Consider the following 22,185-nt stretch of genomic DNA (forward strand, 5'->3'; position numbering starts at 1 on the left):
ATCCATGTGAATCGTTCCGGTGCCAAAACACCGTTGCGACACCGTCAAGGCGCCCTGGGCCGTCACCAGGAGGCGGAACGGATCAATGGGCGCCCTTGAGCGTGCACGACGTGGTGCAGGTGACCGTGTTGCCATGGTCGCACGCCTTGCAGGCGGCAACGCACTGGGTCATGTCGCGGGGATTGAAGGAGGTGTAGTTCCGTATCGCGCAGACCGGGGTCGTGCCGGTGATGTCCTGCTCCTGGTTGCAGGCTGCCGTCATGAGTCCAAACATGATGACCGCAACGAGGCGCATGGGATCGCCCTGTAAGGCACGACGAAACAATCTCGCGAGGCGCGTTGCACCGCAACGTGCCCCGGCATTCCCACAGCGGAGAAGCAGCAAGCGTCCCCGCATCTGCATTGAGGATGCGCGCCAAGTGTTAAGAACGGATTGCCGGCGTCAGGCCGCAGCCTTGCTCGCGATCGCCTGCCGCATGTCCACCGCCAGCTGGCGGTACTGCTCCGAAAGCTTCAGATAAAACTCGCGCTTGGTGCTGTCGGTGGCGAGCCTGGCGATCAGCTCGCATTCGGCGGTGAGCGTCTCGAACCGTTCGAGCCTGTTCTCAAGTTCTGTCATCGGCGTGTCCCCGTCAAACGCCTCAAGGACACCAAACCTAAGCCCGGGAAATAGGTCACGGCGAACATCGTTATCGAGTAGAATCAATTTTTCCCGCGCGGCCGACTATTTCTGCTCCAACCGCCAGGCGCCGTCCCAGCCCTCGTCCGGCGGATTGGCCTCGAACCGCGTGAGACGGGCAAGCATTGCCCGCGAGGGGCCGTCGCCCGGGACGGCTTCAAGTGCCGCGTTGAAGCCGGCGCGGGCCTCGTCGAAACGGCGGGCGCGATAGGCGGCGAGGCCTCCAGCGTAGTGCGAACGCAGGCTCTCCTGCGCGGCCGTGAGCGCGCCTGCCCGGCCCATCACCTCGAAGATTGTTTGCGCCGCGCTCTGGCCGGCGACTGCAAGACGATCGACCTCGCGCAATTCGAAGTGCGAGCCGGTCGCATCCGCCGTCGCCTGCGAGATCAGGATACGGGTGCCATAGGCCTTGTTGACGGCCTCCAGCCGCGAGGCGAGGTTCACGGCATCGCCCATCACGGTGAAGCTCATCATCAGCTCGGAGCCGATGCTGCCGGTCAGGACCTCGCCGGTGGCGATCCCGATGCGCAGGTCGCAGGGCGCGGGCATGGCGCGGATGCCGAGCAGGTCAGGCAACTGCTTCTGCAGTGCCGGCAACTGCTCGGCCATGTCGAGCGCGGCGAAGCAGGCAAGCTGAGCCTGCTCCTCCTCCTCGATGAAGGGCGGGCCCCAGTAGGACATGATGGCATCGCCGATATATTTGTCGATGATGCCGCGGTTGCTCCTGATCGGACCGGACATGACGGTGAAATAGTGGTTCATCACCCTGACCAGCCCGCGCGGAGTCATACCCTCGCTCATCGCGGTGAAGCCGCTCATGTCGCAGAACATGATGGTCATCACCCGGCGTTCGCCATCGATCGCGACCTCCGGCCGGTCGATCAGCCCCTGCACCACCTTGGGATCGATGTAGCGACCGAATGTCTCGCGGACGCGCTCATTGTGCCTGAGCTGCTCGGTCATGCGGTTGAAGGCTGCGGCCAGCTCGCCGATCTCGTCCTGGGTGGAGACGGTGATGGTCTTGTCGAAGCGGCCGGCCTCGACCTCGCGCGTGCCGGCGAGCAGCAGCCGCACTGGGCGCGTAATGCCGCTGGATACCAGGAGCGCAAAGGCAAATCCGAGCACCGCCGCCAGCAAGGTCACGACTCCCGACACGATAATCGCCTGGTATTGTCGGCTGATCACCTGCGACGTCGAGAAGAAGACCTGCGTCAGCATGTCGCCGCGGATCGCGTCGACCTTCCGGTTGAACGCATCGCGCAGCGAATCGAGCTGTTCGAGCGTCCCGCGGGCCTCGGCCATGTCCTTGGCCTCGATCTGCTTGAGCAGCTTCATATTGCCCTCGTCCAGATTGCGCCGCAGCTCGGCGACAGCGCTTTCGATACGAACGTCGAGCCGTGCCAGTGCGGCGTTGTCGGAATAGGTCCTGGGGTCGTCGATGATGGCGTTGATGAGCTTGCGCGCGGTCTCGGCCTCCTCCTCGAACTTGTGGTCCAATGCCTCGAAATCGCGAAGCCGCGCCGCGTAGCCCTCCTCGTCCGACGGCAACTGCATCTTCGTCATGACCATGCGCCGCAGCGCCAGCGCCCGCTCCAGCGAGCGGATATTGGCGCGGGCGAGATGGCTGTACGCCGGGATGTAACGGTTGGTCAGCTCGTCCAGCAGGACGCCGACCTGGCTCGACATCACCATCGACAGGATCGAGGTGACCAGCATCAGGACGATCAATCCGAGGGCGATGCCGACGATCTTGCGCCGGATCGACTGGTTGAAGAGCGGCATGGGATGTGCGGCAAAAGGGGCTGAAGGAACTACTATGGAACCCAATACACGCTATTTGGCCGAGGGAATACGCACAATCCGCCCCGTGTGACGCCGAGAGCCGCCCACAACCGTCGCGCGAGCCTTGTTCGTTAATGAAGGTTAAGAGACCCGCTCGACCCGCCGTTGCACAGGTTCCCTCGCTCCATCCGTATTTCGCCGCATTGTTGGAACAGCTTGAGGATGCGAAACGACGTCGTGTCACCGTTTTTGACGCCGTTTTGATTCTCGAGCCGCATATCGTCGCGGACTTTGGTTTGTACTGGTTTCGCAGGGGGACCACGGAATGAACCAGTGCCTACGCTCGCTCGCGTGTGTCGTTGCCGTGGCCGCTTTGGCCTTCATCCCTACCGAACTGGCAGCGAAGAGCGGTCACAAATCGTCCGCGCCGAAGAAGACGCATGAGGCGAAAGCCGGCAAGCAGCGCCACGCCTCCACCGGCAAAGCGCGGCACGGCAAGCATGCCGAGGCCAAGCGCAAGTCGAAGAAGCAGGACGACGCGCCCTCGGACAAGCCGGCAGCCCCGCCGCTGACCGGCGATCTCGCCGCGCTGAAGGATGCCATCGATCTCGCGCGGAAGGGCAAGACCGAGGATGCGAGCGCGGCACGCGACCGCATTGCCGACCCAGCCGGACAGAAACTCGCCGACTGGTTCATGCTGCGCCATTCCGAGAGCACGGCGAACTTCAGGCGCTACGCCGCCTTCCTCGCCGCCAATCCGGACTGGCCGAGCAGCGCGCTGCTCCGCCGCCGTGCCGAGGCGCGGCTGTGGCAGGAGAAGGCCGACGCGGCGACCGTGCACAAATTCACGATGGACCGGCCGACCAGCGCCAAGGGCAAGTTCGCGCTCGCCCGCGTGCTGATGACCGAGGGCGACAGCGACAGGGCCGCGCGTCTGGTGCGCGATGCCTGGCGCACCGACGAATTGTCCGAGCGCAGCGAGGAAGATTCCTACGAAGCGTTTCGCGATCTCCTGACCGCCGAGGATCATCGCGCCCGCTTGGACAAGCGCCTCGGCGCCAAGGACTACGCAGGCGCGCGGCGCGCAGCCAAGCGGCTCGGCGAGGATGCGCTGGCGATCGTCAAGGCCTGCGCCGCGGTCACCGGCAAGGCCAGCAAGGCCAAGGATTATCTCGAGGACGTCTCAGCCGAGGCGCGGCGCGACCTCGGCTATGTGCTGTGCCGCGCGCAATGGCATCTCCAGAATGACCGCATTGACGACGCGGCCGAGGTGATCCTGGCCGCCGCGCCCGATACGATGGCGGCGCAAGACACCGACGCCTGGTGGCGCGAGCGCCGCCTGCTGGCGCGAAAGCTGCTCGACCAGGGCAAGTCCAAAACCGCCTACGATTTGGTGCGCTCGGCGGCCTTGCCCGCGATGGAGGTCTATCGCGTCGACTATCACTTCATGTGCGGCTGGATCGCGTTGCGCTATCTCGACGATCCCAAGGCGGCGATGAGGCACTTCGCCGCGATCGACGAAGGTTCGGCCAACCCGATCGCGCTGTCGCGCGCGCATTATTGGCGCGGCCGCGCGGCCGAGGCGATGAACGCAACCGCGGATGCGCGCCTGAGCTATCAGGCTGCGGCGCGCTATCCGACTGCCTATTACGGCCAACTCGCCCGCGCCAGGCTCGGTCTCGACCGCATCGAGCTGCGCGCGCCCTCGCCCGTGCTCGCAGCAGTCGACACGCCGCCCGCGGACGAGCGCGTGCGCGCCGCCGACATGCTCTACGGCGTCGGTGAGCGCGACATGGTGTTTTACTTCGCCGAGGATTTCGCCAAGGAGAGCACCGACGTCGCGGCACTCGAAGCGCTCGGCGAGCTCGCCGGCCGGCGCAACGATGCGCGGGTGATGCTGGAGGTCGGCAAGTCGGCACTGGCGCGCGGGCTCGCGCTCGATCACTACGCGTTCCCGACCATCGGTATTCCCGAGCACAAGCAGGTCGCGCCCGCGATCGACCCCAGCGTGATCTATTCGGTGGCACGCACCGAAAGCTCGTTCGACCAGCGCGACAAATCGGCCGCCAACGCAGTCGGGTTGATGCAGGTGACGCCGGAAGCGGGCCGCGACACCGCAAAGCGCTTCGGCCTGACCTATGACTGGGACAAGATGGTCTCCGATCCCGTCTACAACACGCAGATGGGCGCGGCCGAGCTCAGCGCACTGATGTCGGAATACCGCGGCAACCAGATCATGACCTTCGCCGGCTACAATGCCGGCCGTGGCCGCGTGCGCGAATGGGTGCAGGCGCGCGGCGACCCGAGGGATCCCAAGGTCGATCCGGTCGACTGGGTCGAGCGCATCCCGCTGTCGGAAACGCGCAACTACGTCCAGCGCGTGATCGAGAACGTGCTGGTCTACCGCGCCCGGTTCGAGGGCAGCGGCATGATCGCCGGCAAGAGCGATCAGCGTGTGGTGACCAAGGACGCGGCGGCCGTGGCGACGCCGGTAGGATTTATGGGAACGGAGTAGCCGCTTACATCCGCTCTATCCCCTCATCCTGAGAGGGTGAGAATCTTTCGTCTAAACGGGCATTTGCCGTAGCCGCTTTGCTATGATTCGATGACGGGGCGAAGCAGGGCAGATGATGGCTGACGATCAATTGTTCGAAGACTTGCCCGAGCAGGATAAGCCACTACCCAAGGGACGTGGCGCGGTGCGGTTGCGAGAACCGGAACGCAGCCAGATGAGCATGCAGGTCGCGGCATTGGACGATCTGGTAGGGGATGATCATCCGGTCCGCGCGGTTTGGTCGTTTGTCGAGGGGCTGGATCTGTCGGCGCTGTACGACGTCATCAAGGCGCGGGAGGGCGAGCCCGGACATCCGCCGGCCTCGCCGAAGCTGATGCTGGCGCTTTGGCTCTGGGCCACGATCGATGGAGTGGGCAGCGCTCGCCAACTGGACCGGCTGTGCCGGGATCATCTGATCTATCGTTGGTTGTGCGGCGGAGTGTCGATGAACTATCACAGCCTGTCGAACTTCCGGATCGCCCATATGGCGGTTCTGGAACGGCTGCTGACACAGGGCGTCGCGTCGATGGTGGACGCTGGATTGGTGTCGCTCGACACCTTGGCGCAGGATGGTTTGCGGGTGCGCGCGGCGGCCGGAGCGGGCTCGTTCCGCCGGCGGCCACGGCTTGATGAGTTGAAGACGGCAGCGCAGACGCGGGTGGAGCGCCTGCGCTTTGAAGTCGAGACCGATCCTGCGGCCGATGATCGGCGTCGGCGTGCGGCAAAGGAGCGTGGCGCCCGCGAGCGTGCGGAGCGGATCGCGGCGGCGCAGGAACGCATGAAGGAGCTGGAAGCCGAGCGGGAGCGGCGAGAGAAAACCAACAAGAAAGAGGTGGCCAAGCAGAAGTCGCCGCGCGCTTCCACCACCGATGCCGACGCACGGGTGATGAAGATGGCCGATGGCGGATGGCGCCCGGCCTACAACACACAGATCGTATCGGCTCCGGAACACCAGGTGATCGTTGCGGTCGATATCGATACCAGCGGCTCGGATCGGGGCTTGGCCCAGCCGGGGATCGAGATGGTGCATGCCGAAGGCTACCAACCCTCCAACTATCTGGTCGATGGCGGCTTCACCAAAAACGAAGCCATTGAGTGGGCCCATGCCAACGGTATAAAAGTGTGGTGTCCGCCAGCGCAGACAAAACACGGCACCGACCCTTATGCCCCGAAGAAAGGTGACGGTGTTGGCGTCGCGGACTGGCGTGAACGCATGAAGAGCGACGATGGCAAGGCGTTCTACCGGCTGCGTTGCGAACACGAATGCATCAACGCCCATGCCCGACGCATGGGCCTGCGCCAGTTATCCCTGCGCGGCAAGATCAAGGCCCGCATCCACCTGTTGTGGTTCGCGGTCGCTCACAACATGATGCGCTTCTTCGCCTTACACGCCAAGGCGCAAGCGGCATAAATAGGCGAGCCCGCACCAACAGGCGCCTACAAAGCCCCCATCAGCGGGCCGGTTCAGCTGAAAACCTTGGGGTCACCGCTCTCCAGGCAATGCAAAACTCTCCCGGCGGGAGCAAAACATTCTCAAGCTCTGAGGAGCCTGCGAAGCAGGCGTCTCGAAGGATGAAGGCCCAGCTGCCCCGCGGCCATCCTTCGAGACGGCCGCTTTGCGGCCTCCTCAGGACGAGGTCGGAGGGTGTGGCGCACAAGCGCCGCGCTGCCTCAATCCACCTTGATGTTCGCCGCCTTGATCATCGGCCACCACTTCGCGATCTCCGCCTTCTGGCGCGCGCCAAGCGCTTCGGGCGTGAGCTGATCCTGGGGTGTCATCTCCAGCCCCTGGCTCTCGAGCTGCTTCTTCACGCCGGGATCGTTCAGCGCTTCCACGGCTGCGGCATTGAGTTTGACGACGATCGCCTTCGGCGTGCCTTTCGGCACCCACATGCCGGACCAGAGCGTCATGTTGAAACCCTTCAGGCCGGCCTCCGCCGCCGTCGGGATGTCGGGCGCCGAGGACAGGCGCTTGTCGTCGGTGATGGCGTAAGCGCGAATGGTGCCGGCGCGGACCTGGTTGATGGAGTTCGAGGTCTGGTCGACGATGACGTCGATCTGGCCGGCGATCAGATCGTTCAGGGCGGGCGCGGTGCCGCGATACGGAACGTATTGCAGCTTGATGCCGCTGATGCTCTCGAAATAGACCCCGGCGATGTGGCTGCCCGAGCCCGCGCCGGCGGTGCCGGCGGTCGGCGGCGATGGCCGCGACTTCAGCCAGTCCAGCAGCTCCTTCAGCGAGGTCGCGGGCACCGCGTTCTTGCTGACGACGATCATGGGATTGCTCGGCAGCAGCACCACCGGCTCCAGGTCCGCGACCAGGTCGTAATTGAGCTTGTAGACGGCGCCGTTGGCGACGTGGGTGCCGAGATGGCCGAACGAGATCGTGTAGCCGTCGGGGGCCGAATGCAGGGCACGGCCGACGCCAATCGAGCCGCCCGCGCCAGTGACGTTCTCGATCACCAGCGGCTGGCCGAGCGCCGTGCGCATCCGCTCGGCAAGCACCCGTGCCATCGCATCCGACGGACCGCCGGCGGCGAAGGGCACGATGATGGTGATCGGACGCGAGGGATAGTCGTCGGCGCGCGCGGCGCCTGCAACAGCGAGAATAGCAATCAGCGCAGCCCAGGCGGCCTTCATTGTCTTCTCCCAACGGTGTCATTGTTGCTTTTGTCTCTTCCCGCGTACGGGAAGAGGGATCGTTCGTGAAGAGGCGAAATGACGCGCTAGAACTGCGAATAGTCGATCGGCTTGTGGCGATCGAGCGTCCGGGTGACCGGCGGCAGCGGGTATTTCAGGCCCGTGGCGCAGTTGAACAGCATCACGCGGTCACCCTTCGAGACGCGGCCGTCGGCGAGGCTGTCCTTGTAGGCGGCGTAGGTTGCGGCACCTTCGGGGCACAGCAACAGCCCCTCCTCGCGCGCGACCTCGTTCAGCGCCGACGAGATCTTGTCGTCGTCGACTGCAATGGCAAAACCGTTGCTCTGCCGCACCGCGCGCAAAATGAGAAAGTCGCCGATCGCCTGCGGCACGCGAATGCCTGACGCGATGGTGTGAGCGTCCTCCCAGCGCGTCGCATGCTCGGTGCCGGCTTCGTACGCGCGCACCATCGGCGCGCAGCCCGAGGCCTGCACCGCAACCATGCGCGGGCGCTTGCTGCCGATGAAGCCGATCTTCTCGAGCTCGTCGAAGGCCTTCCACATGCCGATCAGGCCGGTGCCGCCGCCGGTCGGATAGAAGATCACGTCGGGCACGTCCCAGCCGAGCTGCTCGGCGAGCTCGAGCCCCATCGTCTTCTTGCCTTCGATCCGGTACGGCTCCTTCAAGGTCGAGGTGTCGAACCAGCCGACTTTTGCCTTGCCCTCGCCGACGATCTTGCCGCAATCATCGATATAACCGTTGACGCGGTAGACGGTGGCGCCCTGCAGCTCGATCTCGCTGACATTCACCTCGGGCGTATCGGCCGGGCAGAAGATCGTGGTCTTGATGCCGCAGGAGGTCGCATAGGCCGCGAGCGCCGCGCCGGCATTGCCGTTGGTCGGCATCGCCATGTGCTTGATGCCCAGCGCCTTGCCCATCGACACCGCCATGACGAGACCGCGCGCCTTGAAGGAGCCGGTCGGCAGCCGCCCCTCGTCCTTGACGATGATCTCGCCGCCGCCGAGCTTGGCGCCGAGCTTGGGCAGCCGGATCAGCGGCGTGGTGACCTCGCCGAGCGAGACAATGTCCTTGCATTTGCGCACCGGCAGCAGCTCGCGGTAGCGCCACATGTCGGCAGGGCGGTGGCTAAGCGCCTCCTTGGTCAGCGCCTTCTTCACTCCGGCGAGGTCGTAGCGCACCAAAAGGGGCTTGCCGGCTTTGGAGAGGTTGTGGACCTGGTCGGCGGGATAATGGTCGCCCTCCATCGCGCATTCGAGATGGGTGACGAAGCTCGGGCGTTCGATGGTGAGGTTGTCGTTGTCCTGCATGGGGTGGTTTCCTTCTTGTTCTGGTGTTCTCAATGTCTATCCCGTCACCCTGAGGTGCCGGAGCGAAGCGGAGGCCTCGAAGGGCGACGAGCCCGGCTGCTGTATCTCGGCCGTGCATCCTTCGAGGCTCGCTGCGCTCGCACCTCAGGATGACGGGTCTGATGTCAAATATTCAGCACCCTTCCATAAGCATCCAGCACGGCTTCCTTCATCATCTCCGACAGCGTCGGATGCGGGAAGACCGTGTGCATCAGCTCCTCTTCCGTCGTCTCAAGGTTCATGGCGACGACGTAGCCCTGGATCAGCTCGGTGACCTCCGCGCCGACCATGTGCGCGCCGAGCAGCTGACCGGTCTTCTTGTCGAAGATGACCTTGACCAGGCCCTGGTCCTCGCCGAGCGCGATGGCCTTGCCGTTGCCGACGAAGGGGAAGCGGCCGACGCGGATCTCGCGGCCGTTCTCCTTGGCCTTGGCTTCGGTGAGGCCGACGGAGGCGACCTGGGGGTTGCAATAGGTGCAGCCGGGGATCATCAGCTTGTCCATGGGGTGCGGATGCAGGCCCTTGATCGCCTCGACGCAGATCACGCCCTCATGCTCGGCCTTGTGAGCCAGCATCGGGGGACCCGCGACGTCACCGATGGCATAGATGCCGGGAACGTTGGTCTTGCCGTAGCCGTCGATCACGATGCAGCCGCGCTCGGTTTTGACCCCGAGCTTTTCGAGACCGAGATTCTCGATATTGCCGACCACGCCGACGGCCGAGATCACGCGCTCGAACTCGGCGGTCTGCTTCGCCTTGCCGTCATCGAGCGTCGCGACCACGCTGTCGCTCTTCTTCTCCAGATTCGTCACGCCCGTGTTGGTGAGGATCTTGATGCCCTGCTTCTCGAGGCGCTTGCGGGCAAGAGCGGCAATCTCGGCGTCCTCGACCGGCAGGATCTGCGGCAGCACCTCGACCACCGTGACGTCGGAGCCCATCGTCTTGAAGAACGATGCGAACTCGATCCCGATCGCGCCCGAGCCCATCACCAGCAGCGATTTCGGCATCCGCTCCGGCACCATCGCCTCGAAATAGGTCCAGATCAGCTTCTTGTCGGGCTCGAGGCCCGGCAGCACCCGCGGCCGCGCGCCGGTCGCGACGATGATGTGCTTGGCCTGATAAGCCCCCTCGCCGAGCGTGCCCTTGGGTCCCTCGACGTCGGACTTCTTCACCGTCACCTTACCGGGCGCGTCGATCGAAGCCGCGCCCCAGATCACGCTGACCTTGTTCTTCTTCATCAGGAAGCCGACGCCGTCATTCAGCCGCTTCGAGACGCCGCGCGAGCGCTGCACCACGGCCTTGGGATCGAACGAGATGTTATCGGCCGACAGGCCGTAATCCTTGGCGTGCTGCATGTAGTGGTAAATCTCGGCCGAGCGCAGCAGCGCCTTGGTCGGGATACAGCCCCAGTTCAGGCAGATGCCGCCGAGATAGGATTTCTCGACGATCGCGACCTTGAAGCCGAGTTGGGCGGCGCGGATCGCGGTGACATAGCCGCCCGGACCGGAGCCGATGATGATGATGTCGAAGGATGTATCGGCCATGGCGGCTCCCGTTCAACTCAAGTGGCGCCGCGGGCGCGGCGCCTGGAAATCAAAACCCTGACCAGCCATTCGAGCAGGATCGCGCCGGCCATGATAGCCAGCGCGATCATAATGACCGCCTGGCCGATGCTCCGTGCCAGCTGCTCGCCGGCAAAGAACGCGGAATGCAGAATATCGAGCCCGACCGGATTGAGTGCAACCACAGCCGAGAGCAACAAGGAGATCCAGGGCCAGCGCGTTCGCATTCACCCCGCGCCTCCCCGGGCTACACCATCATCATCACAGGGTTTTCGATCAACTGCTTGAAGGCACCGATCAGTTCGGCGCCGAGCGCGCCGTCGATGGCGCGGTGATCGCAGGACAGGGTCACGCTCATCATGTTCGCGATCTCGATCTTGCCGCCGCGGACCACAGGCCGCTCCTCGCTGGTGCCGACCGCGAGGATCGTGGCATGCGGCGGGTTGATCACGGCGGTGAAGTGGCTGATGCCGAACATGCCGAGGTTCGAGACGGCCGTCGTGCCGCCCTGGTACTCTTCGGGCTTCAGCTTGCGCGAGCGGGCGCGTGTCGCAAAATCCTTCATCTCGTTGGAGATGGTCGACAGCGTCTTGGTCTCCGCCTTGCGGATGATCGGCGTGATCAGGCCACCGGGCATCGCCACCGCGACGCCGACGTCCGAATGGTGGTGCTTGACCATGCCGGATTCGGTCCAGCTCACATTGCAGTTCGGGATCTTCTGCAGCGCGACCGCCATCGCCTTGATGACGAAGTCGTTGACCGAGATCTTGTAGAGCGGCTTCTTCTCCTTGTCCTTGGGAGCAGCCGCATTGATCTCCTCGCGCGCGGCGAGCAGCTTGCCGATGTCGCAGTCGATGGTGAGGTAGAAGTGCGGGACGTTCTGGATCGACGCGGTCAGGCGCTGCGCAATCGTGCGGCGCATGCCGTCATGGGGGACGACCTCGTAAGAACCCGGCTCGAACAGCGACAGGATCTGCTTGTCCGACATGGTCGGCGCGCTCGCGGGCGCGCCTGACGGCGCCGCGGCGGGCGCCTTGAGGCCCTTGCCGGACTTGGCCTGCTCGACGTCGCGGGCCACTACGCGGCCATGCGGGCCGGTGCCGGTCACCATCGCAACATCGACGCCAGCTTCCTTGGCGAGCCGGCGCGCCAGCGGCGAGGAGAACACGCGGCCGGCATGGCCGTTGCTCTGCGCAGCCGGTGCTGCAGCCTGCGGTGCAGGTGCGGCAGCGGGCGGCGGCGCGGCCTTGGGGGCTGCAGGCGCGGGCGCCGGTGCGGCAGTGGGAGCTTCAGCAGCTTTCGGAGGCGCGGCCGAAGCGCTGGGTTTGGCCGCACCTGCCGCTTTCACGTCCTCGCCCTCGCCGGCCAGCACCGCGATCACGTCGTTGACCGGGACGTCCTGCGTACCCTCGGGCACGAGGATCCTGGCGATCGTGCCCTCGTCGATGGCCTCGACCTCCATGGTCGCCTTGTCGGTCTCGATCTCGGCGATGACGTCGCCGGATTTGACCTTGTCGCCTTCCTTCTTCAGCCACTTGGCGAGGTTGCCCTTCTCCATCGTCGGCGAAAGAGCGGGCATCAGGATGTTGATGGGCATGCTGACCTCAAGAAGAACTTTGCAAAAATCCGTCTCCGGACCGAAGACGGACAGACCAGGTTAGTTGCCGATGTCGCCCTGCCACAGGCGCTCATTGGCAGGGATGGAACGCCAATTCTTCATCATGGTGATGGAGCGGTCGTCGGCAAGGTCGATCCAGGGGATGCCGAACTTATCGAGGATGTCCTTGGAGCCCGGGAAGGTGACGGACTCTCCGATCACCACGAGCTTGACCTTGAACAGCGCGAGCGCACCGGCACACATCGCGCATGGCGACAGCGTGGTGTACATGACGGTATCGTGGAACGAAATCGCACCCGCCTCGCGCAGGCAACTCATCTCGCCGTGCAGGATCGGATTGTTCTCCTGCACGCGGTTGTTGTGGCCGCGGGCGATGACCTTGTTGTCGCGGGTCAGCACGGCGCCGATCGGCAGGCCGCCTTGCGCGATCGAGGCTTCCGCCTCGCGGATCGCCTCCAGCATGAAATCGAAATGATAGGATTCGATCGCCACGGTCAGTGCCCCTTCCCGCGCGGCGTCGTGGTGCCGGTGTCGGTGGGACGCTCGATCTCGGCCTGGAACATCTCGATGATCCGGTTCAGCGCGTCCTCCTCGGTGTATTCGCTCTCGCGCGCATAGGCGCGCGCGGCATGACGGGCGAGATCGACGAGCAGCAGGCCCCACATGTCGGGCTCGTCGAAGGCCCGCTGGAATGCCATCGACAGCCCGCCGTCCAGCACGAAGACGCGCAGGATCTCGACCGCATCATCGCGGACGAGTACGTCGGGTGGCAGTGGCTGCTCCTTCGGGCCCGCCATGGTCTACCTGTAGCAGACGGCTTTGGCGGCCTCGACCACCTCTGCCGCCGAGGGCAGCGCGAGCTTTTCCAGGTTCGCGGCATAGGGCATCGGCACGTCCTTGCCGGAGACGCGGGTTACAGGCGCATCCAGATAGTCGAAGGCATGCTCCATGATCCGCGCGGCGATCTCGGCGCCGACGCCGCTCTGGGCCCAGCCCTCTTCCACGGTGACGGCGCGTCCCGTCTTCTTGACCGAATTGACGATCGTCTCGGTGTCCATCGGACGCAGCGTGCGCAGGTCGATCACTTCGGCCTCGATGCCGTCCTTGGCGAGTTCGTCGGCGGCCTTCAGCGCGTAGCTCATGCCATTCGACCACGAGATGATGGTGACATGGCTGCCCGAGCGCACAATGCGCGCCTTGCCGATCGGAATCACGAAGTCGTCGAGCTTCGGCACCTCGCCGGTGTGGCCGTAGAGCATTTCGTTCTCGAGGAAGATCACCGGGTTGGGATCTCGGATCGCAGCCTTGAGCAGGCCCTTGTAATCAGCGGCCGAGAACGGCGCGACGACCTTGAGGCCCGGGACGTTCGAATACCAGGACGAATAATCCTGGCTGTGCTGAGCGGCCACGCGGGAAGCGGCGCCGTTGGGCCCGCGGAACACGATCGAGCAGCCCATCTGGCCGCCGGACATGTAGAGCGTCTTGGCCGCGGAGTTGATGATCTGGTCGATCGCCTGCATGGCGAAGTTGAAGGTCATGAACTCGACGATCGGCTTCAACCCGCTCATCGCGGCGCCGACGCCGATGCCGGCAAAGCCGTGCTCGGTGATCGGCGTGTCGATGACGCGCTTGGCGCCGAATTCCTGAAGCAGGCCTTGCGTCACCTTGTAGGCGCCTTGGTATTCGGCGACCTCTTCGCCCATCACGAAGACGTCGGCGTCGCGGCGCATCTCTTCGGCCATGGCATCGCGGAGGGCTTCGCGGATGGTCTGCGTCACCATTTCGGTGCCGGCAGGCACTTCCGGGTCGGGCTCTGCGACGGCCTGCGGTGCCGGCGCAGCCTTGGGAGCTGGAGCCTCGGCCTTCGCGGCGGCAGGAGCTGCGGACTCGGCCGCCTTCTGCTGCTGGGCAGGCGCGGGCGCCTTGGCGAGATCGGCGGCACTCTCGCCATCTGCCAGAATCGTCGCGATCGGCGTGTTCACGGCCACGTCGGCGGTGCCCTCGGGGATCAGGATCTTGCCGAGCGTACCTTCATCGGTCGCCTCGACTTCCATGGTCGCCTTGTCGGTCTCGATCTCGGCGATGACGTCGCCGGACTTGATCGTCTCACCCTCTTTTTTCAGCCATTTGGAGAGGTTGCCCTTCTCCATCGTGGGCGACAACGCGGGCATCAGCACTTGAATTGGCATATCGACTCCAAAAGAAAGCTTGCGCGCGTTCAGCGATAAATATCGGTCCAGAGCTCGGCGGCATCCGGCTCGGGATCATGCTGGGCGAAATCGGCGGACGCGTTGACGATGTCGCGCACCTCGGCGTCGATCGCCTTCAGATCCTGCTCGCTGACCTTGGCGGCCAACAGGCGGTTGCGCACCTGCTCGATCGGATCCTGGTCGTGGCGCACTTTTTCGACCTCCTCGCGCGTTCTGTACTTTGCGGGATCGGACATCGAGTGGCCGCGATAACGGTAGGTCTGCATCTCCAGGATGAAGGGTCCCTTGCCGGCGCGGCACCAGGCCGCCGCCTCGTCGCCGGCGGCCTTGACGGCACGGACGTCCATGCCGTCGACCTGCTGGCCGGGAATGTTGAAGGAGGCGCCGCGCTTGGAGAAATCCTGCTGCGCCGAGGCGCGCGAAACCGAGGTGCCCATGGCGTAGCGGTTGTTCTCGATGACGTAGATCACCGGCAGCTTCCAGAGCTCCGCCATGTTGAAGCTCTCATAGACCTGGCCCTGGTTGGCCGCACCGTCGCCGAAATAGGTGACGCTGACATTGTCGTTGTCGCGATAGTGATTGGCGAAAGCGAGCCCGGTGCCGAGCGAGACCTGGGCGCCGACGATGCCGTGACCGCCGTAAAAGTGCTTCTCCTTGCTGAACATGTGCATGGAGCCGCCCTTGCCCTTGGAATAGCCGCCGCGACGGCCAGTGAGCTCGGCCATGACGCCGTTGGCCTCCATGCCGGTGGCGAGCATATGGCCGTGATCGCGATAGCCGGTGATGACCTGATCGCCCGGCTTCAGGGCCATCTGCATCCCGACCACCACGGCCTCCTGGCCGATATAAAGGTGGCAGAAGCCGCCGATCGCGCCCATGCCGTAGAGCTGGCCGGCCTTTTCCTCGAACCGCCGGATCAGGAGCATGTCGCGGAGCGCCTTGAGCTCCTGCTCTCTGGTGAATTCCGGGGGCGAACCGCCGTCGGTCTTGTCCTGTGCAGTGCTTGCGGCGGCTTTCTTGGGTGCGGCCATGGGAATTCCGGGTCAGAGAAAACTTCAGCCCTCTCTAACCCAAGTCAAACGCCCTTGGAAAGCACCGCGGCGGCATGGCACGACTTTCATTATGCCGCACTGCAACGTGATCGTAATATTGCAAAATCTTTGACGCGGATCGGGCAACAAATCGACACGGTCGCCGCACGCGCAGATTCGTGACCGCGTCAAGCAACGTTGCCAACGCGGTCCCGACATTTGGAACGGGCGGCGCAGAACAGCGCAGCCCTCTCTGCCCGCCCGATCAGAAGAAGCCGAGCTTCTTGGGGCTGTAGCTGACCAGCAGGTTCTTGGTCTGCTGGTAGTGATCGAGCATCATCTTGTGGGTCTCGCGCCCGACGCCCGACTGCTTGTAGCCGCCGAAGGCCGCATGCGCGGGATAGGCATGGTAGCAGTTGGTCCAGACCCGGCCGGCCTGGATCGCCCGGCCGAAACGATAGCAGCGGTTGGCGTCGCGGCTCCAGACGCCGGCCCCCAGGCCATAGAGCGTGTCGTTGGCGATCGCGAGCGCCTCGTCGTCGGTCTTGAAGGTCGTGACGGAGACGACGGGCCCGAAAATCTCCTCCTGGAAAATTCGCATCTTGTTGTGACCTTCGAACACCGTCGGCTGGACGTAGAAGCCGCCGGCGAGATCGCCGCCGAGCTCGGCGCGACCGCCGCCGGCCAGCACCTTCGCGCCTTCCTGCCTGCCGATGTCGATATAGGCGAGGATCTTCTCCAGCTGCTCGCCCGAGGCCTGCGCGCCGATCATGGTGTCGGCCTCGCGCGGATCGCCCTGCTTGATGGCGGCGACGCGCTTCAGCGCCCGCTCCATGAAGCGGTCGTAGATGTCCTCATGGACCAGCGCCCGGCTCGGACAGGTGCAGACCTCGCCCTGGTTCAGCGCGAACATGACGAATCCTTCGATCGCCTTGTCGAAGAAGTCGTCGTCCTCGGCCGTGACGTCCTTGAAGAAGATGTTCGGCGATTTGCCGCCGAGCTCCAGCGTGACAGGGATCAGGTTCTGGCTGGCGTATTGCATGATCAGCCGGCCCGTCGTGGTCTCGCCGGTGAATGCGATTTTTGCAATCCGCGGGCTCGAGGCCAGCGGCTTGCCGGCTTCGAGACCAAAACCGTTGACAATGTTGAGGACGCCGGGCGGCAGAATGTCGCCGATGATCTCGGCCCAGACCATGATCGAGGCCGGGGTCTGCTCGGCCGGCTTGAGCACGACGCAATTGCCGGCGGCGAGCGCGGGCGCGAGCTTCCAGCAGGCCATCAGCAGCGGGAAGTTCCAGGGAATGATCTGGCCGACTACGCCGAGCGGTTCGTGGAAATGGTAGGCAACGGTGTCGCGATCGATCTCGCCGATCGAGCCTTCCTGGGCGCGGATGGCGCCGGCGAAATAGCGGAAATGATCGATGGCGAGCGGGAGGTCGGCGGCGCGGGTCTCGCGGATCGGCTTGCCGTTGTCCCAGGTCTCGGCGATGGCGAGGCGCTCGAGATTGTCTTCCATGCGGTCGGCGATCCGGTTCAGCATCGCGGCGCGCTCGGCGACGCTGGTGCGGCCCCAGGCGGCCTTCGCGGCATGCGCTGCGTCGAGAGCTGCCTCGACGTCCTGCGCGTCGGAGCGCGCGATCTTGCAGACGATCTGGCCCGTCACCGGCGAGGCGTTGTCGAAATACTTGCCGGAGATCGGCGCGACGAATTTGCCGCCGATGAAATTGTCGTAGCGTTCGGCGAAGGGAATTTTGGTGACGCTGAGGAATTCTACCTTGTTCATTGATCACTCCCGATGTTTGCTGTTTGCGCAATTCGTCGCGTGGTCGCGACTTGCGCCGACGATGTCGCGGGAGGCGGCTTCTGTCAGCCCTGATAGGCGCGATGACGGCACCGACCTGTCGCAGTTCTGCGACAGGTGACGAGGCCGCACGTCGTGCCGCCGCACATACTGACTTCATCCTGAGGAGCGCGCTCTTGCGCGCGTCTCGAAGGATGGCTGGGGATGACGGCAGGGCATCTTGTGGTTCGAGATGACCGCTTCGCGATCCTCACCATGAGGGTCTATCAGCAGCTCAATGCGCGTTCAGCTCGAACCGCTTGAGCTTCCTGTGCAGCGTGGCGCGGCTGACGCCGAGGGCCTTGGCGGCCGCCGAGACATTGCCGCCCGCGCGCAAGAGCGCCCGCTGCAACACTGCGCGCTGACCGCTGGCAAGATGGTCGCGCGCGGTGTCGCCGCCGAGAAGATCGGCGGCGGGCATCGGCTGCAACGCCCGGCCGGGCGCAATCCCGAGTCCCGCTCGGGCGGACCGGTTCGCACCGATTACGAGATCGTCCGCATCGACCGCAACGAGGCCGCCGCACTGGCCGTCCGCAGCTTGCGTCAGCACGATGCGGGCATGGGCGAAGGCCCTGCGAAACAGATCGGCCTCGATACGCCTGGCCGCCTCGCCGGCCGCGAGCGCGATCAGACTGGAAAACACGTCGGTGCGGTCGGCGCGGCAGGAGGAGACGTCGAGCACGCCCGCGAACGCAGCCTCATGGTCGTAGATCGGAACGGCGGTGCAGCTCAGAAGCGTGTTGCGGGTGAAGAAATGCTGGTCGCGGTCGATCGTCAGCGGACGCTGCTCGACAAGGCAAGTACCGATGCCGTTGGTGCCCTCATGCTCCTCGCTCCAGAGCGCGCCGGTCCAGAGGCCCCAGGACTGAAAAGTCGCGTCGTCCGCCGGGGTGCCGCGGCGATCGACCGGCACGCCCTCGCCGTCGGCGAGCAGCACGCAGCAGCCGCTGGCGCCGACCGCCTGGTAGAGCCGGTCCATCGCACCTCGCGCAGCGGCGAGCAGCGGCGCGATGCGCTCCCGCGCGCGGTGCAGCTCGGCTTCGCTCAGCCGGTTCGGCGAGCTACGGCCGGAGGGATCGAGACGATGCAATCTGGATGAACGGCGCCACGAAGCCACGAGCGACGAGCGTGCCGCCTGGCCTGACGTAATGGCGGCCTCGACACGGGCCGCGTGATGCCGGGGGGATTGCCCATTCATCACTGTTTCCTCCGGGTGGCAATTTAGAGCGTGCCGGCACGGCCCGGTTGATCTGCGTCAACCCTGGCCATGGCGCTGGAAGCCATGAGCCGGTTGCCACGATCCCGTCAAGGCGGCAATCCGGTTCCAGTCCTTCAGCTTGAGGAAGAGTTGTCAGTTCGCCGGGATCGTCCGGACGAGATCACGCGGATTGACGTAGTCGAGCTGGAAGCGCGCCCGCTCGTCCAGCATGTCGGGGTCGATCTTCGCGGAGCGCAGCAGCGAAACGCGCTGCTCGCTCCTGGCGCGCTCGCGCTTGAGCTGGGCCAACTCGCTGGTCAGCGCCACGATCTCTTGGTCGAGCTCCTGGCGGGCGTTGAGGCCGTACTTGCCGGTATATGCGTTGACGCCGAAATAGCCGACGATGGCGGCCGCCATCGCATAGAGGGCAAGACCGGTCAGGATCGATTTCAGGCGCGCGCGGGAGACCATCCTGGGAAGATGGGACAGGTTGGTTAAGGGCGTGCTAATTTCGGGCGGCTGGGCCCCGCGCGCGACGCTAGCGGACCCTCATGGTGAGGAGGCGCAAAGCGCCGTCTAGTGGACGATGCTTCGCATCGCAGCGAGAACCATGAAGGCCCGGCAATTTCCCGGAGCCATCCTTCGAGACGAACGCCTCGCGTTCTCCTCAGGATGAGGGCCCACGCTGTGGCTGCGGACGATTTAGCCTCAGCCGTGATGCTTCGCGACGTGCACCGCAAACGCGTCGATATAGGCCTGGAGCACGGGCTTCAGGGACTCCTTGATCAAATTGCCGTCGGCATCGAAGGCGTCGCCCACCCCGTTCAGATAGGCCTCCGGCTGCTGCATGATCGGGCCGGAAATGCCCGGCAGGATGTTCTGGAGCGTCTTGGCGGCGCTGACGCCGCCGAGGGGGCCCGGCGAGTTCGCGATGATGCCGACCGGCTTGCCGTTGAACGAGCTCTTGCCATAGGGCCGCGAGGCGACGTCGATGGCGTTCTTCAGCACGCCCGGGATCGCGCGATTGTATTCCGGCGTGACGAAGATGACGCCGTCTGACTTCTGAAGTTTTTCGCGGAAGGACAGCCAGTCGGCCGGCGGCGCGCCCTCGAGGTCCTGGTTGAAGAACGAGATGCCGGCCGGCGTGACGACCTCGAGCTTGAGCGAGGCCGGCGCGAGCTTGGCGAGCGCATTGGCGATCTTCAGCGAAAAGCTGTCCTTGCGCAGGCTGCCGGCGATCGTGACGATGTTATAGGCCATGGAGTGTCCTCGAAATCTTCAGCGGGAGTGCCGGGGCGGCACTTAAGCGATCCCGAGTGATGGATGCAAGTGCATGGACCGGTCGGATTTGGAAACGCTGGGTTTCTTAACGGTTGCCCAAACAATCAGGCCGCCAAGTGGCGGCCTGACTCCTTGGTACAAATCCGCAAATCGGCTCAGATCGTCGGATTCCACGCCGACGGGATCAGGCGATATTTGGCGCCGTCCTTCTCGACATGGCCGACCGAGGGGAAGGTGAAGTGGAAGCCGATCACGGTCGCCTTCTCGGCCGCCGCCATGTCGTAGAATTTGTGGCGGGTCTCCTGCGCCAGCGCAGCATCGGTGTCGAACACCACATGCCAGTCCGGATTGCGCAGGAAGAACTCGGGGATGTTGGTGACGTCGGACTGGATCAGCACCTTGGCATCGCCCGAGGCGACCGCGAACGAGGTGTGCCCCGGGGTGTGGCCGGGCGTCGCGATCGAGGTGATGCCCGGCGCGACCTCCTTGCCCCACTCGTACTTCGTGACCTTGGACTCGAGGCCGGCAAAGGTCTTCTTCACGTTGGCGAAGTAGTTCTTCATCATCGCGTTGGACTCGGCCTTGGCGGCGTTGTCCTCGCTGGTCCAGAACTCCCAGTCCTTGCCCGGCACCATGATCTCCGCATTGGGGAAGGCAAGCGCGCCGTCGGCGAGACGAATGCCGTTGGTGTGGTCGGGATGCAGATGCGAGAGCAGCACGATATCGATGCTCTTGGGGTCGACGCCGGCGGCCTGGAGGTTCTGCAGCGTGCGGCCCACCGCGCCCTTGCTGGGCTCGAGATTGGCCACACCGTTGCCGGTATCGATCAGCACGAGCTTGGAGCCGGTGTTGATGAGCTGCGGGTTGAACGGCACTGTGACCATGCCCTTCGGCATGTAGGCCGCCTCGCCCGCGGCCAGCGCTTCCTCCTTCGGCGCGTTGACGACGAACTTGTCCGGCATCGGGAACGTGCGCGCACCGTCATTGATCGACGTGCACTCGTAGCTGCCGACCTTGTAGCGGTAGAAGCCAGGCGCCTGGGTGCCGGCTTGCGGCACCGCGGCATTGGCGGTGGTCGATCCAAGCTTGGTCATCGCAGCCGCACTGAGGGCGGCGGCGCCTGCGAGCAAATGGCGGCGGTTGAGATCGGTCATGGAGAAGTCCCCTTCTGAGCGCGCCTTGCGGTTTTTCCGCTTTCAATGGCGGCGGAATAATCTCCCGCCTCGCTCAGAAGGCAAGACCTTCTTTGGGTGACGTGCCGTCGCACGTGGCGATTATTTATTTGGGTTGATGAGGAATTTTTCGCCGGTGGCGCGTTTGGCGTAGACCGCGATGTTGGCGGGATCGAGCGCCTCGGAAAGCGACACCACCTTGGTGTAGTGGCTGGCAAACGTGGTCTTCAGTTCGTCGACCACGCGCTGGCGCAGCCTGGCCCCGTCCGCCTGCCCGATCTTCATCAGGAACGGAAACAGCAGCCAGCCGCCGACGCCCCAGGCCATGCCGAAGCCGCGCGGCAGCTCGATCGGGCGGACATCGAGCGCGCCATAGACGTAGACCTGCTTGTGCACGTTGGAGCCGTAGCGGCTGTATTCCTTCGCGGTCTTGTTGATCGCGACTTCCATGCAGTTGAGGATGTCGCCGGCGAGCTTGCCGCCACCGATGGCGTCGAAGGCGATGGTGGCGCCGGTCTCGACCAGCGCGTTGGTGAGATCACCGAGGAAGCTCGGCGCGGTGGAATCGATGACATATTTGGCGCCGATCTTGTGCAGGATGTCGGCCTGCTCCTTGCTGCGCACGATGTTGACCAGCGGGATGCCGTCCTTGATGCAGATCTTGTTCAGCATCTGCCCGAGATTGGAGGCGGCCGCAGTGTGCACCAGCGCCTTGTGACCCTCGCGCCGCATGGTCTCGGTCATACCGAGCGCGGTGAGCGGATTGACGAAGCAGGAGGCACCTTCGGCCGGCGTGGTGCCTTCCGGCAGCGGCAGGCACTCGCGCACTTTCAACGTGCGATACTGCGTATACATCGCGCCGCCGATCATGGCGACGGTCTTGCCCATCAGCGCCTTCGCGGCATCCGACGAGCCGGTCCTGATTACGACGCCCGCGCCTTCGTTACCGACCGGCATGGACTCGTCGAGCCGGCCTGCCATCGCCCGCATCGCGCCTTCCGGCACCTTCGCGGTGATGACGGGAGCGCCCTTGTCGCCGGAAGCCTTTGCCGTGCTCATGTCGGCCGCGCCGATGAGGAGCCCGAGATCAGACGGATTGATCGGCGCCGCCTCGACGCGGACGACAACCTCGTCCGCGGCGGGCTCGGGGGTCGGCACGTCGAGCAGCGAGATTTCGAGCTCACCGCTCGTCTTGATCAGCGAACGCAGTTGCAGGCCGGTCTTGCCGTCACTCATGTCGATCCTCCCCTG

At 64.7% G+C, this 22,185-nt stretch carries 20 protein-coding genes; 2 read left to right on the plus strand and 18 right to left on the minus strand.

Annotated elements, in window-relative coordinates; genetic code table 11:
- Positions 1-82 precede the first annotated feature (82 nt).
- The 3 genes from BRA471DRAFT_RS20595 to BRA471DRAFT_RS20600 form a co-directional block, all read right to left on the minus strand.
- On the minus strand, positions 83-295 hold the full coding sequence (locus tag BRA471DRAFT_RS20595; RefSeq protein WP_007610743.1) for a hypothetical protein: 213 nt from the start codon (positions 293-295) through the stop codon (positions 83-85).
- 147 nt (positions 296-442) lie between these two features.
- On the minus strand, positions 443-619 hold the full coding sequence (locus BRA471DRAFT_RS39010; RefSeq protein ID WP_007590638.1) for a hypothetical protein: 177 nt from the start codon (positions 617-619) through the stop codon (positions 443-445).
- 105 nt (positions 620-724) lie between these two features.
- On the minus strand, positions 725-2,461 hold the full coding sequence (locus BRA471DRAFT_RS20600) for an adenylate/guanylate cyclase domain-containing protein (protein ID WP_007610744.1): 1,737 nt from the start codon (positions 2,459-2,461) through the stop codon (positions 725-727).
- A 325-nt stretch (positions 2,462-2,786) separates the two neighbouring features.
- Between BRA471DRAFT_RS20600 and BRA471DRAFT_RS20605 the strand changes: the two genes are divergently transcribed.
- Positions 2,787-4,976 (plus strand): lytic transglycosylase domain-containing protein, encoded by a 2,190-nt coding sequence (locus BRA471DRAFT_RS20605; RefSeq protein ID WP_007610751.1) that lies wholly within the window; start codon positions 2,787-2,789, stop codon positions 4,974-4,976.
- A 112-nt stretch (positions 4,977-5,088) separates the two neighbouring features.
- A complete protein-coding gene (locus BRA471DRAFT_RS20610; RefSeq protein WP_007610752.1) occupies positions 5,089-6,426 on the plus strand; it encodes an IS1182-like element ISBrsp10 family transposase in 1,338 nt (445 codons plus the stop codon).
- Positions 6,427-6,686: 260 nt separating this feature from the next.
- On the opposite strand, the gene BRA471DRAFT_RS20615 is transcribed toward BRA471DRAFT_RS20610, so the two are convergent.
- The 15 genes from BRA471DRAFT_RS20615 to BRA471DRAFT_RS20685 all read right to left on the minus strand — a co-directional run bounded on the left by BRA471DRAFT_RS20615 (position 6,687) and on the right by BRA471DRAFT_RS20685 (position 22,170).
- Positions 6,687-7,655 (minus strand): tripartite tricarboxylate transporter substrate binding protein BugD, encoded by a 969-nt coding sequence (locus BRA471DRAFT_RS20615; protein ID WP_007610757.1) that lies wholly within the window; start codon positions 7,653-7,655, stop codon positions 6,687-6,689.
- Between the two features lie 86 nt (positions 7,656-7,741).
- Positions 7,742-8,983: a threonine synthase gene (locus BRA471DRAFT_RS20620; protein ID WP_007610760.1), complete on the minus strand. Its 1,242-nt coding sequence runs from the start codon at positions 8,981-8,983 to the stop codon at positions 7,742-7,744.
- Between the two features lie 164 nt (positions 8,984-9,147).
- Complete coding sequence (gene lpdA, locus BRA471DRAFT_RS20625; RefSeq protein WP_007610764.1) at positions 9,148-10,566, minus strand: dihydrolipoyl dehydrogenase; 1,419 nt, start codon at positions 10,564-10,566, stop codon at positions 9,148-9,150.
- A 17-nt stretch (positions 10,567-10,583) separates the two neighbouring features.
- A complete protein-coding gene (locus BRA471DRAFT_RS20630) occupies positions 10,584-10,811 on the minus strand; it encodes a hypothetical protein (RefSeq protein ID WP_007610765.1) in 228 nt (75 codons plus the stop codon).
- 20 nt (positions 10,812-10,831) lie between these two features.
- A complete protein-coding gene (locus BRA471DRAFT_RS20635; protein WP_007610767.1) occupies positions 10,832-12,181 on the minus strand; it encodes a pyruvate dehydrogenase complex dihydrolipoamide acetyltransferase in 1,350 nt (449 codons plus the stop codon).
- A gap of 60 nt (positions 12,182-12,241) precedes the next feature.
- Positions 12,242-12,694, minus strand: coding sequence for a nucleoside deaminase (locus tag BRA471DRAFT_RS20640; RefSeq protein WP_007610771.1), 453 nt, complete (start codon positions 12,692-12,694; stop codon positions 12,242-12,244).
- 2 nt (positions 12,695-12,696) lie between these two features.
- Entirely contained in the window at positions 12,697-12,999 is a 303-nt protein-coding gene (locus BRA471DRAFT_RS20645; RefSeq protein WP_007590623.1) for a DUF5076 domain-containing protein, read from the minus strand.
- Positions 13,000-13,002: 3 nt separating this feature from the next.
- A complete protein-coding gene (locus BRA471DRAFT_RS20650; RefSeq protein ID WP_007610773.1) occupies positions 13,003-14,391 on the minus strand; it encodes a pyruvate dehydrogenase complex E1 component subunit beta in 1,389 nt (462 codons plus the stop codon).
- A gap of 29 nt (positions 14,392-14,420) precedes the next feature.
- On the minus strand, positions 14,421-15,443 hold the full coding sequence (pdhA, locus tag BRA471DRAFT_RS20655; RefSeq protein WP_007590620.1) for a pyruvate dehydrogenase (acetyl-transferring) E1 component subunit alpha: 1,023 nt from the start codon (positions 15,441-15,443) through the stop codon (positions 14,421-14,423).
- Positions 15,444-15,708: 265 nt separating this feature from the next.
- Positions 15,709-17,226: an aldehyde dehydrogenase gene (adh, locus tag BRA471DRAFT_RS20660; RefSeq protein WP_007610774.1), complete on the minus strand. Its 1,518-nt coding sequence runs from the start codon at positions 17,224-17,226 to the stop codon at positions 15,709-15,711.
- A gap of 292 nt (positions 17,227-17,518) precedes the next feature.
- Entirely contained in the window at positions 17,519-18,481 is a 963-nt protein-coding gene (locus BRA471DRAFT_RS20665; RefSeq protein ID WP_007610776.1) for a GAF domain-containing protein, read from the minus strand.
- 153 nt (positions 18,482-18,634) lie between these two features.
- Positions 18,635-18,952 (minus strand): septum formation initiator family protein, encoded by a 318-nt coding sequence (locus BRA471DRAFT_RS20670; RefSeq protein WP_007590617.1) that lies wholly within the window; start codon positions 18,950-18,952, stop codon positions 18,635-18,637.
- A 237-nt stretch (positions 18,953-19,189) separates the two neighbouring features.
- Positions 19,190-19,741, minus strand: a complete 552-nt coding sequence (locus BRA471DRAFT_RS20675; RefSeq protein ID WP_007610777.1) for an NADPH-dependent FMN reductase — start codon at positions 19,739-19,741, stop codon at positions 19,190-19,192.
- A 176-nt stretch (positions 19,742-19,917) separates the two neighbouring features.
- Positions 19,918-20,916 carry an MBL fold metallo-hydrolase gene (locus BRA471DRAFT_RS20680; RefSeq protein WP_007610781.1) on the minus strand — a complete coding sequence of 333 codons (999 nt, stop codon included), beginning with the start codon at positions 20,914-20,916 and terminating at the stop codon, positions 19,918-19,920.
- Positions 20,917-21,036: 120 nt separating this feature from the next.
- Positions 21,037-22,170, minus strand: coding sequence for a zinc-binding dehydrogenase (locus BRA471DRAFT_RS20685; protein WP_007610782.1), 1,134 nt, complete (start codon positions 22,168-22,170; stop codon positions 21,037-21,039).
- Between the last annotated feature and the right edge of the window lie 15 nt (positions 22,171-22,185).

Origin of the sequence: Bradyrhizobium sp. WSM471 (genome assembly GCF_000244915.1) — a bacterium.
Taxonomy (GTDB): domain Bacteria; phylum Pseudomonadota; class Alphaproteobacteria; order Rhizobiales; family Xanthobacteraceae; genus Bradyrhizobium.

Coding starts and splice junctions, on each gene's coding strand:
- BRA471DRAFT_RS20630 (WP_007610765.1), bottom strand. CDS start 10,811: ATGCGAACGCGCTGGCCCTGGATCTCCTTGTTGCTCTCGGCTGTGGTT.
- BRA471DRAFT_RS20675 (WP_007610777.1), bottom strand. CDS start 19,741: ATGGCCTATAACATCGTCACGATCGCCGGCAGCCTGCGCAAGGACAGC.
- BRA471DRAFT_RS20595 (WP_007610743.1), bottom strand. CDS start 295: ATGCGCCTCGTTGCGGTCATCATGTTTGGACTCATGACGGCAGCCTGC.
- adh (WP_007610774.1), bottom strand. CDS start 17,226: ATGAACAAGGTAGAATTCCTCAGCGTCACCAAAATTCCCTTCGCCGAA.
- pdhA (WP_007590620.1), bottom strand. CDS start 15,443: ATGGCCGCACCCAAGAAAGCCGCCGCAAGCACTGCACAGGACAAGACC.
- BRA471DRAFT_RS20665 (WP_007610776.1), bottom strand. CDS start 18,481: ATGAATGGGCAATCCCCCCGGCATCACGCGGCCCGTGTCGAGGCCGCC.
- BRA471DRAFT_RS20670 (WP_007590617.1), bottom strand. CDS start 18,952: ATGGTCTCCCGCGCGCGCCTGAAATCGATCCTGACCGGTCTTGCCCTC.
- BRA471DRAFT_RS20610 (WP_007610752.1), top strand. CDS start 5,089: ATGATGGCTGACGATCAATTGTTCGAAGACTTGCCCGAGCAGGATAAG.
- BRA471DRAFT_RS20600 (WP_007610744.1), bottom strand. CDS start 2,461: ATGCCGCTCTTCAACCAGTCGATCCGGCGCAAGATCGTCGGCATCGCC.
- BRA471DRAFT_RS20615 (WP_007610757.1), bottom strand. CDS start 7,655: ATGAAGGCCGCCTGGGCTGCGCTGATTGCTATTCTCGCTGTTGCAGGC.
- BRA471DRAFT_RS20645 (WP_007590623.1), bottom strand. CDS start 12,999: ATGGCGGGCCCGAAGGAGCAGCCACTGCCACCCGACGTACTCGTCCGC.
- BRA471DRAFT_RS20685 (WP_007610782.1), bottom strand. CDS start 22,170: ATGAGTGACGGCAAGACCGGCCTGCAACTGCGTTCGCTGATCAAGACG.
- BRA471DRAFT_RS39010 (WP_007590638.1), bottom strand. CDS start 619: ATGACAGAACTTGAGAACAGGCTCGAACGGTTCGAGACGCTCACCGCC.
- BRA471DRAFT_RS20650 (WP_007610773.1), bottom strand. CDS start 14,391: ATGCCAATTCAAGTGCTGATGCCCGCGTTGTCGCCCACGATGGAGAAG.
- BRA471DRAFT_RS20620 (WP_007610760.1), bottom strand. CDS start 8,983: ATGCAGGACAACGACAACCTCACCATCGAACGCCCGAGCTTCGTCACC.
- BRA471DRAFT_RS20605 (WP_007610751.1), top strand. CDS start 2,787: ATGAACCAGTGCCTACGCTCGCTCGCGTGTGTCGTTGCCGTGGCCGCT.
- BRA471DRAFT_RS20680 (WP_007610781.1), bottom strand. CDS start 20,916: ATGACCGATCTCAACCGCCGCCATTTGCTCGCAGGCGCCGCCGCCCTC.
- lpdA (WP_007610764.1), bottom strand. CDS start 10,566: ATGGCCGATACATCCTTCGACATCATCATCATCGGCTCCGGTCCGGGC.
- BRA471DRAFT_RS20635 (WP_007610767.1), bottom strand. CDS start 12,181: ATGCCCATCAACATCCTGATGCCCGCTCTTTCGCCGACGATGGAGAAG.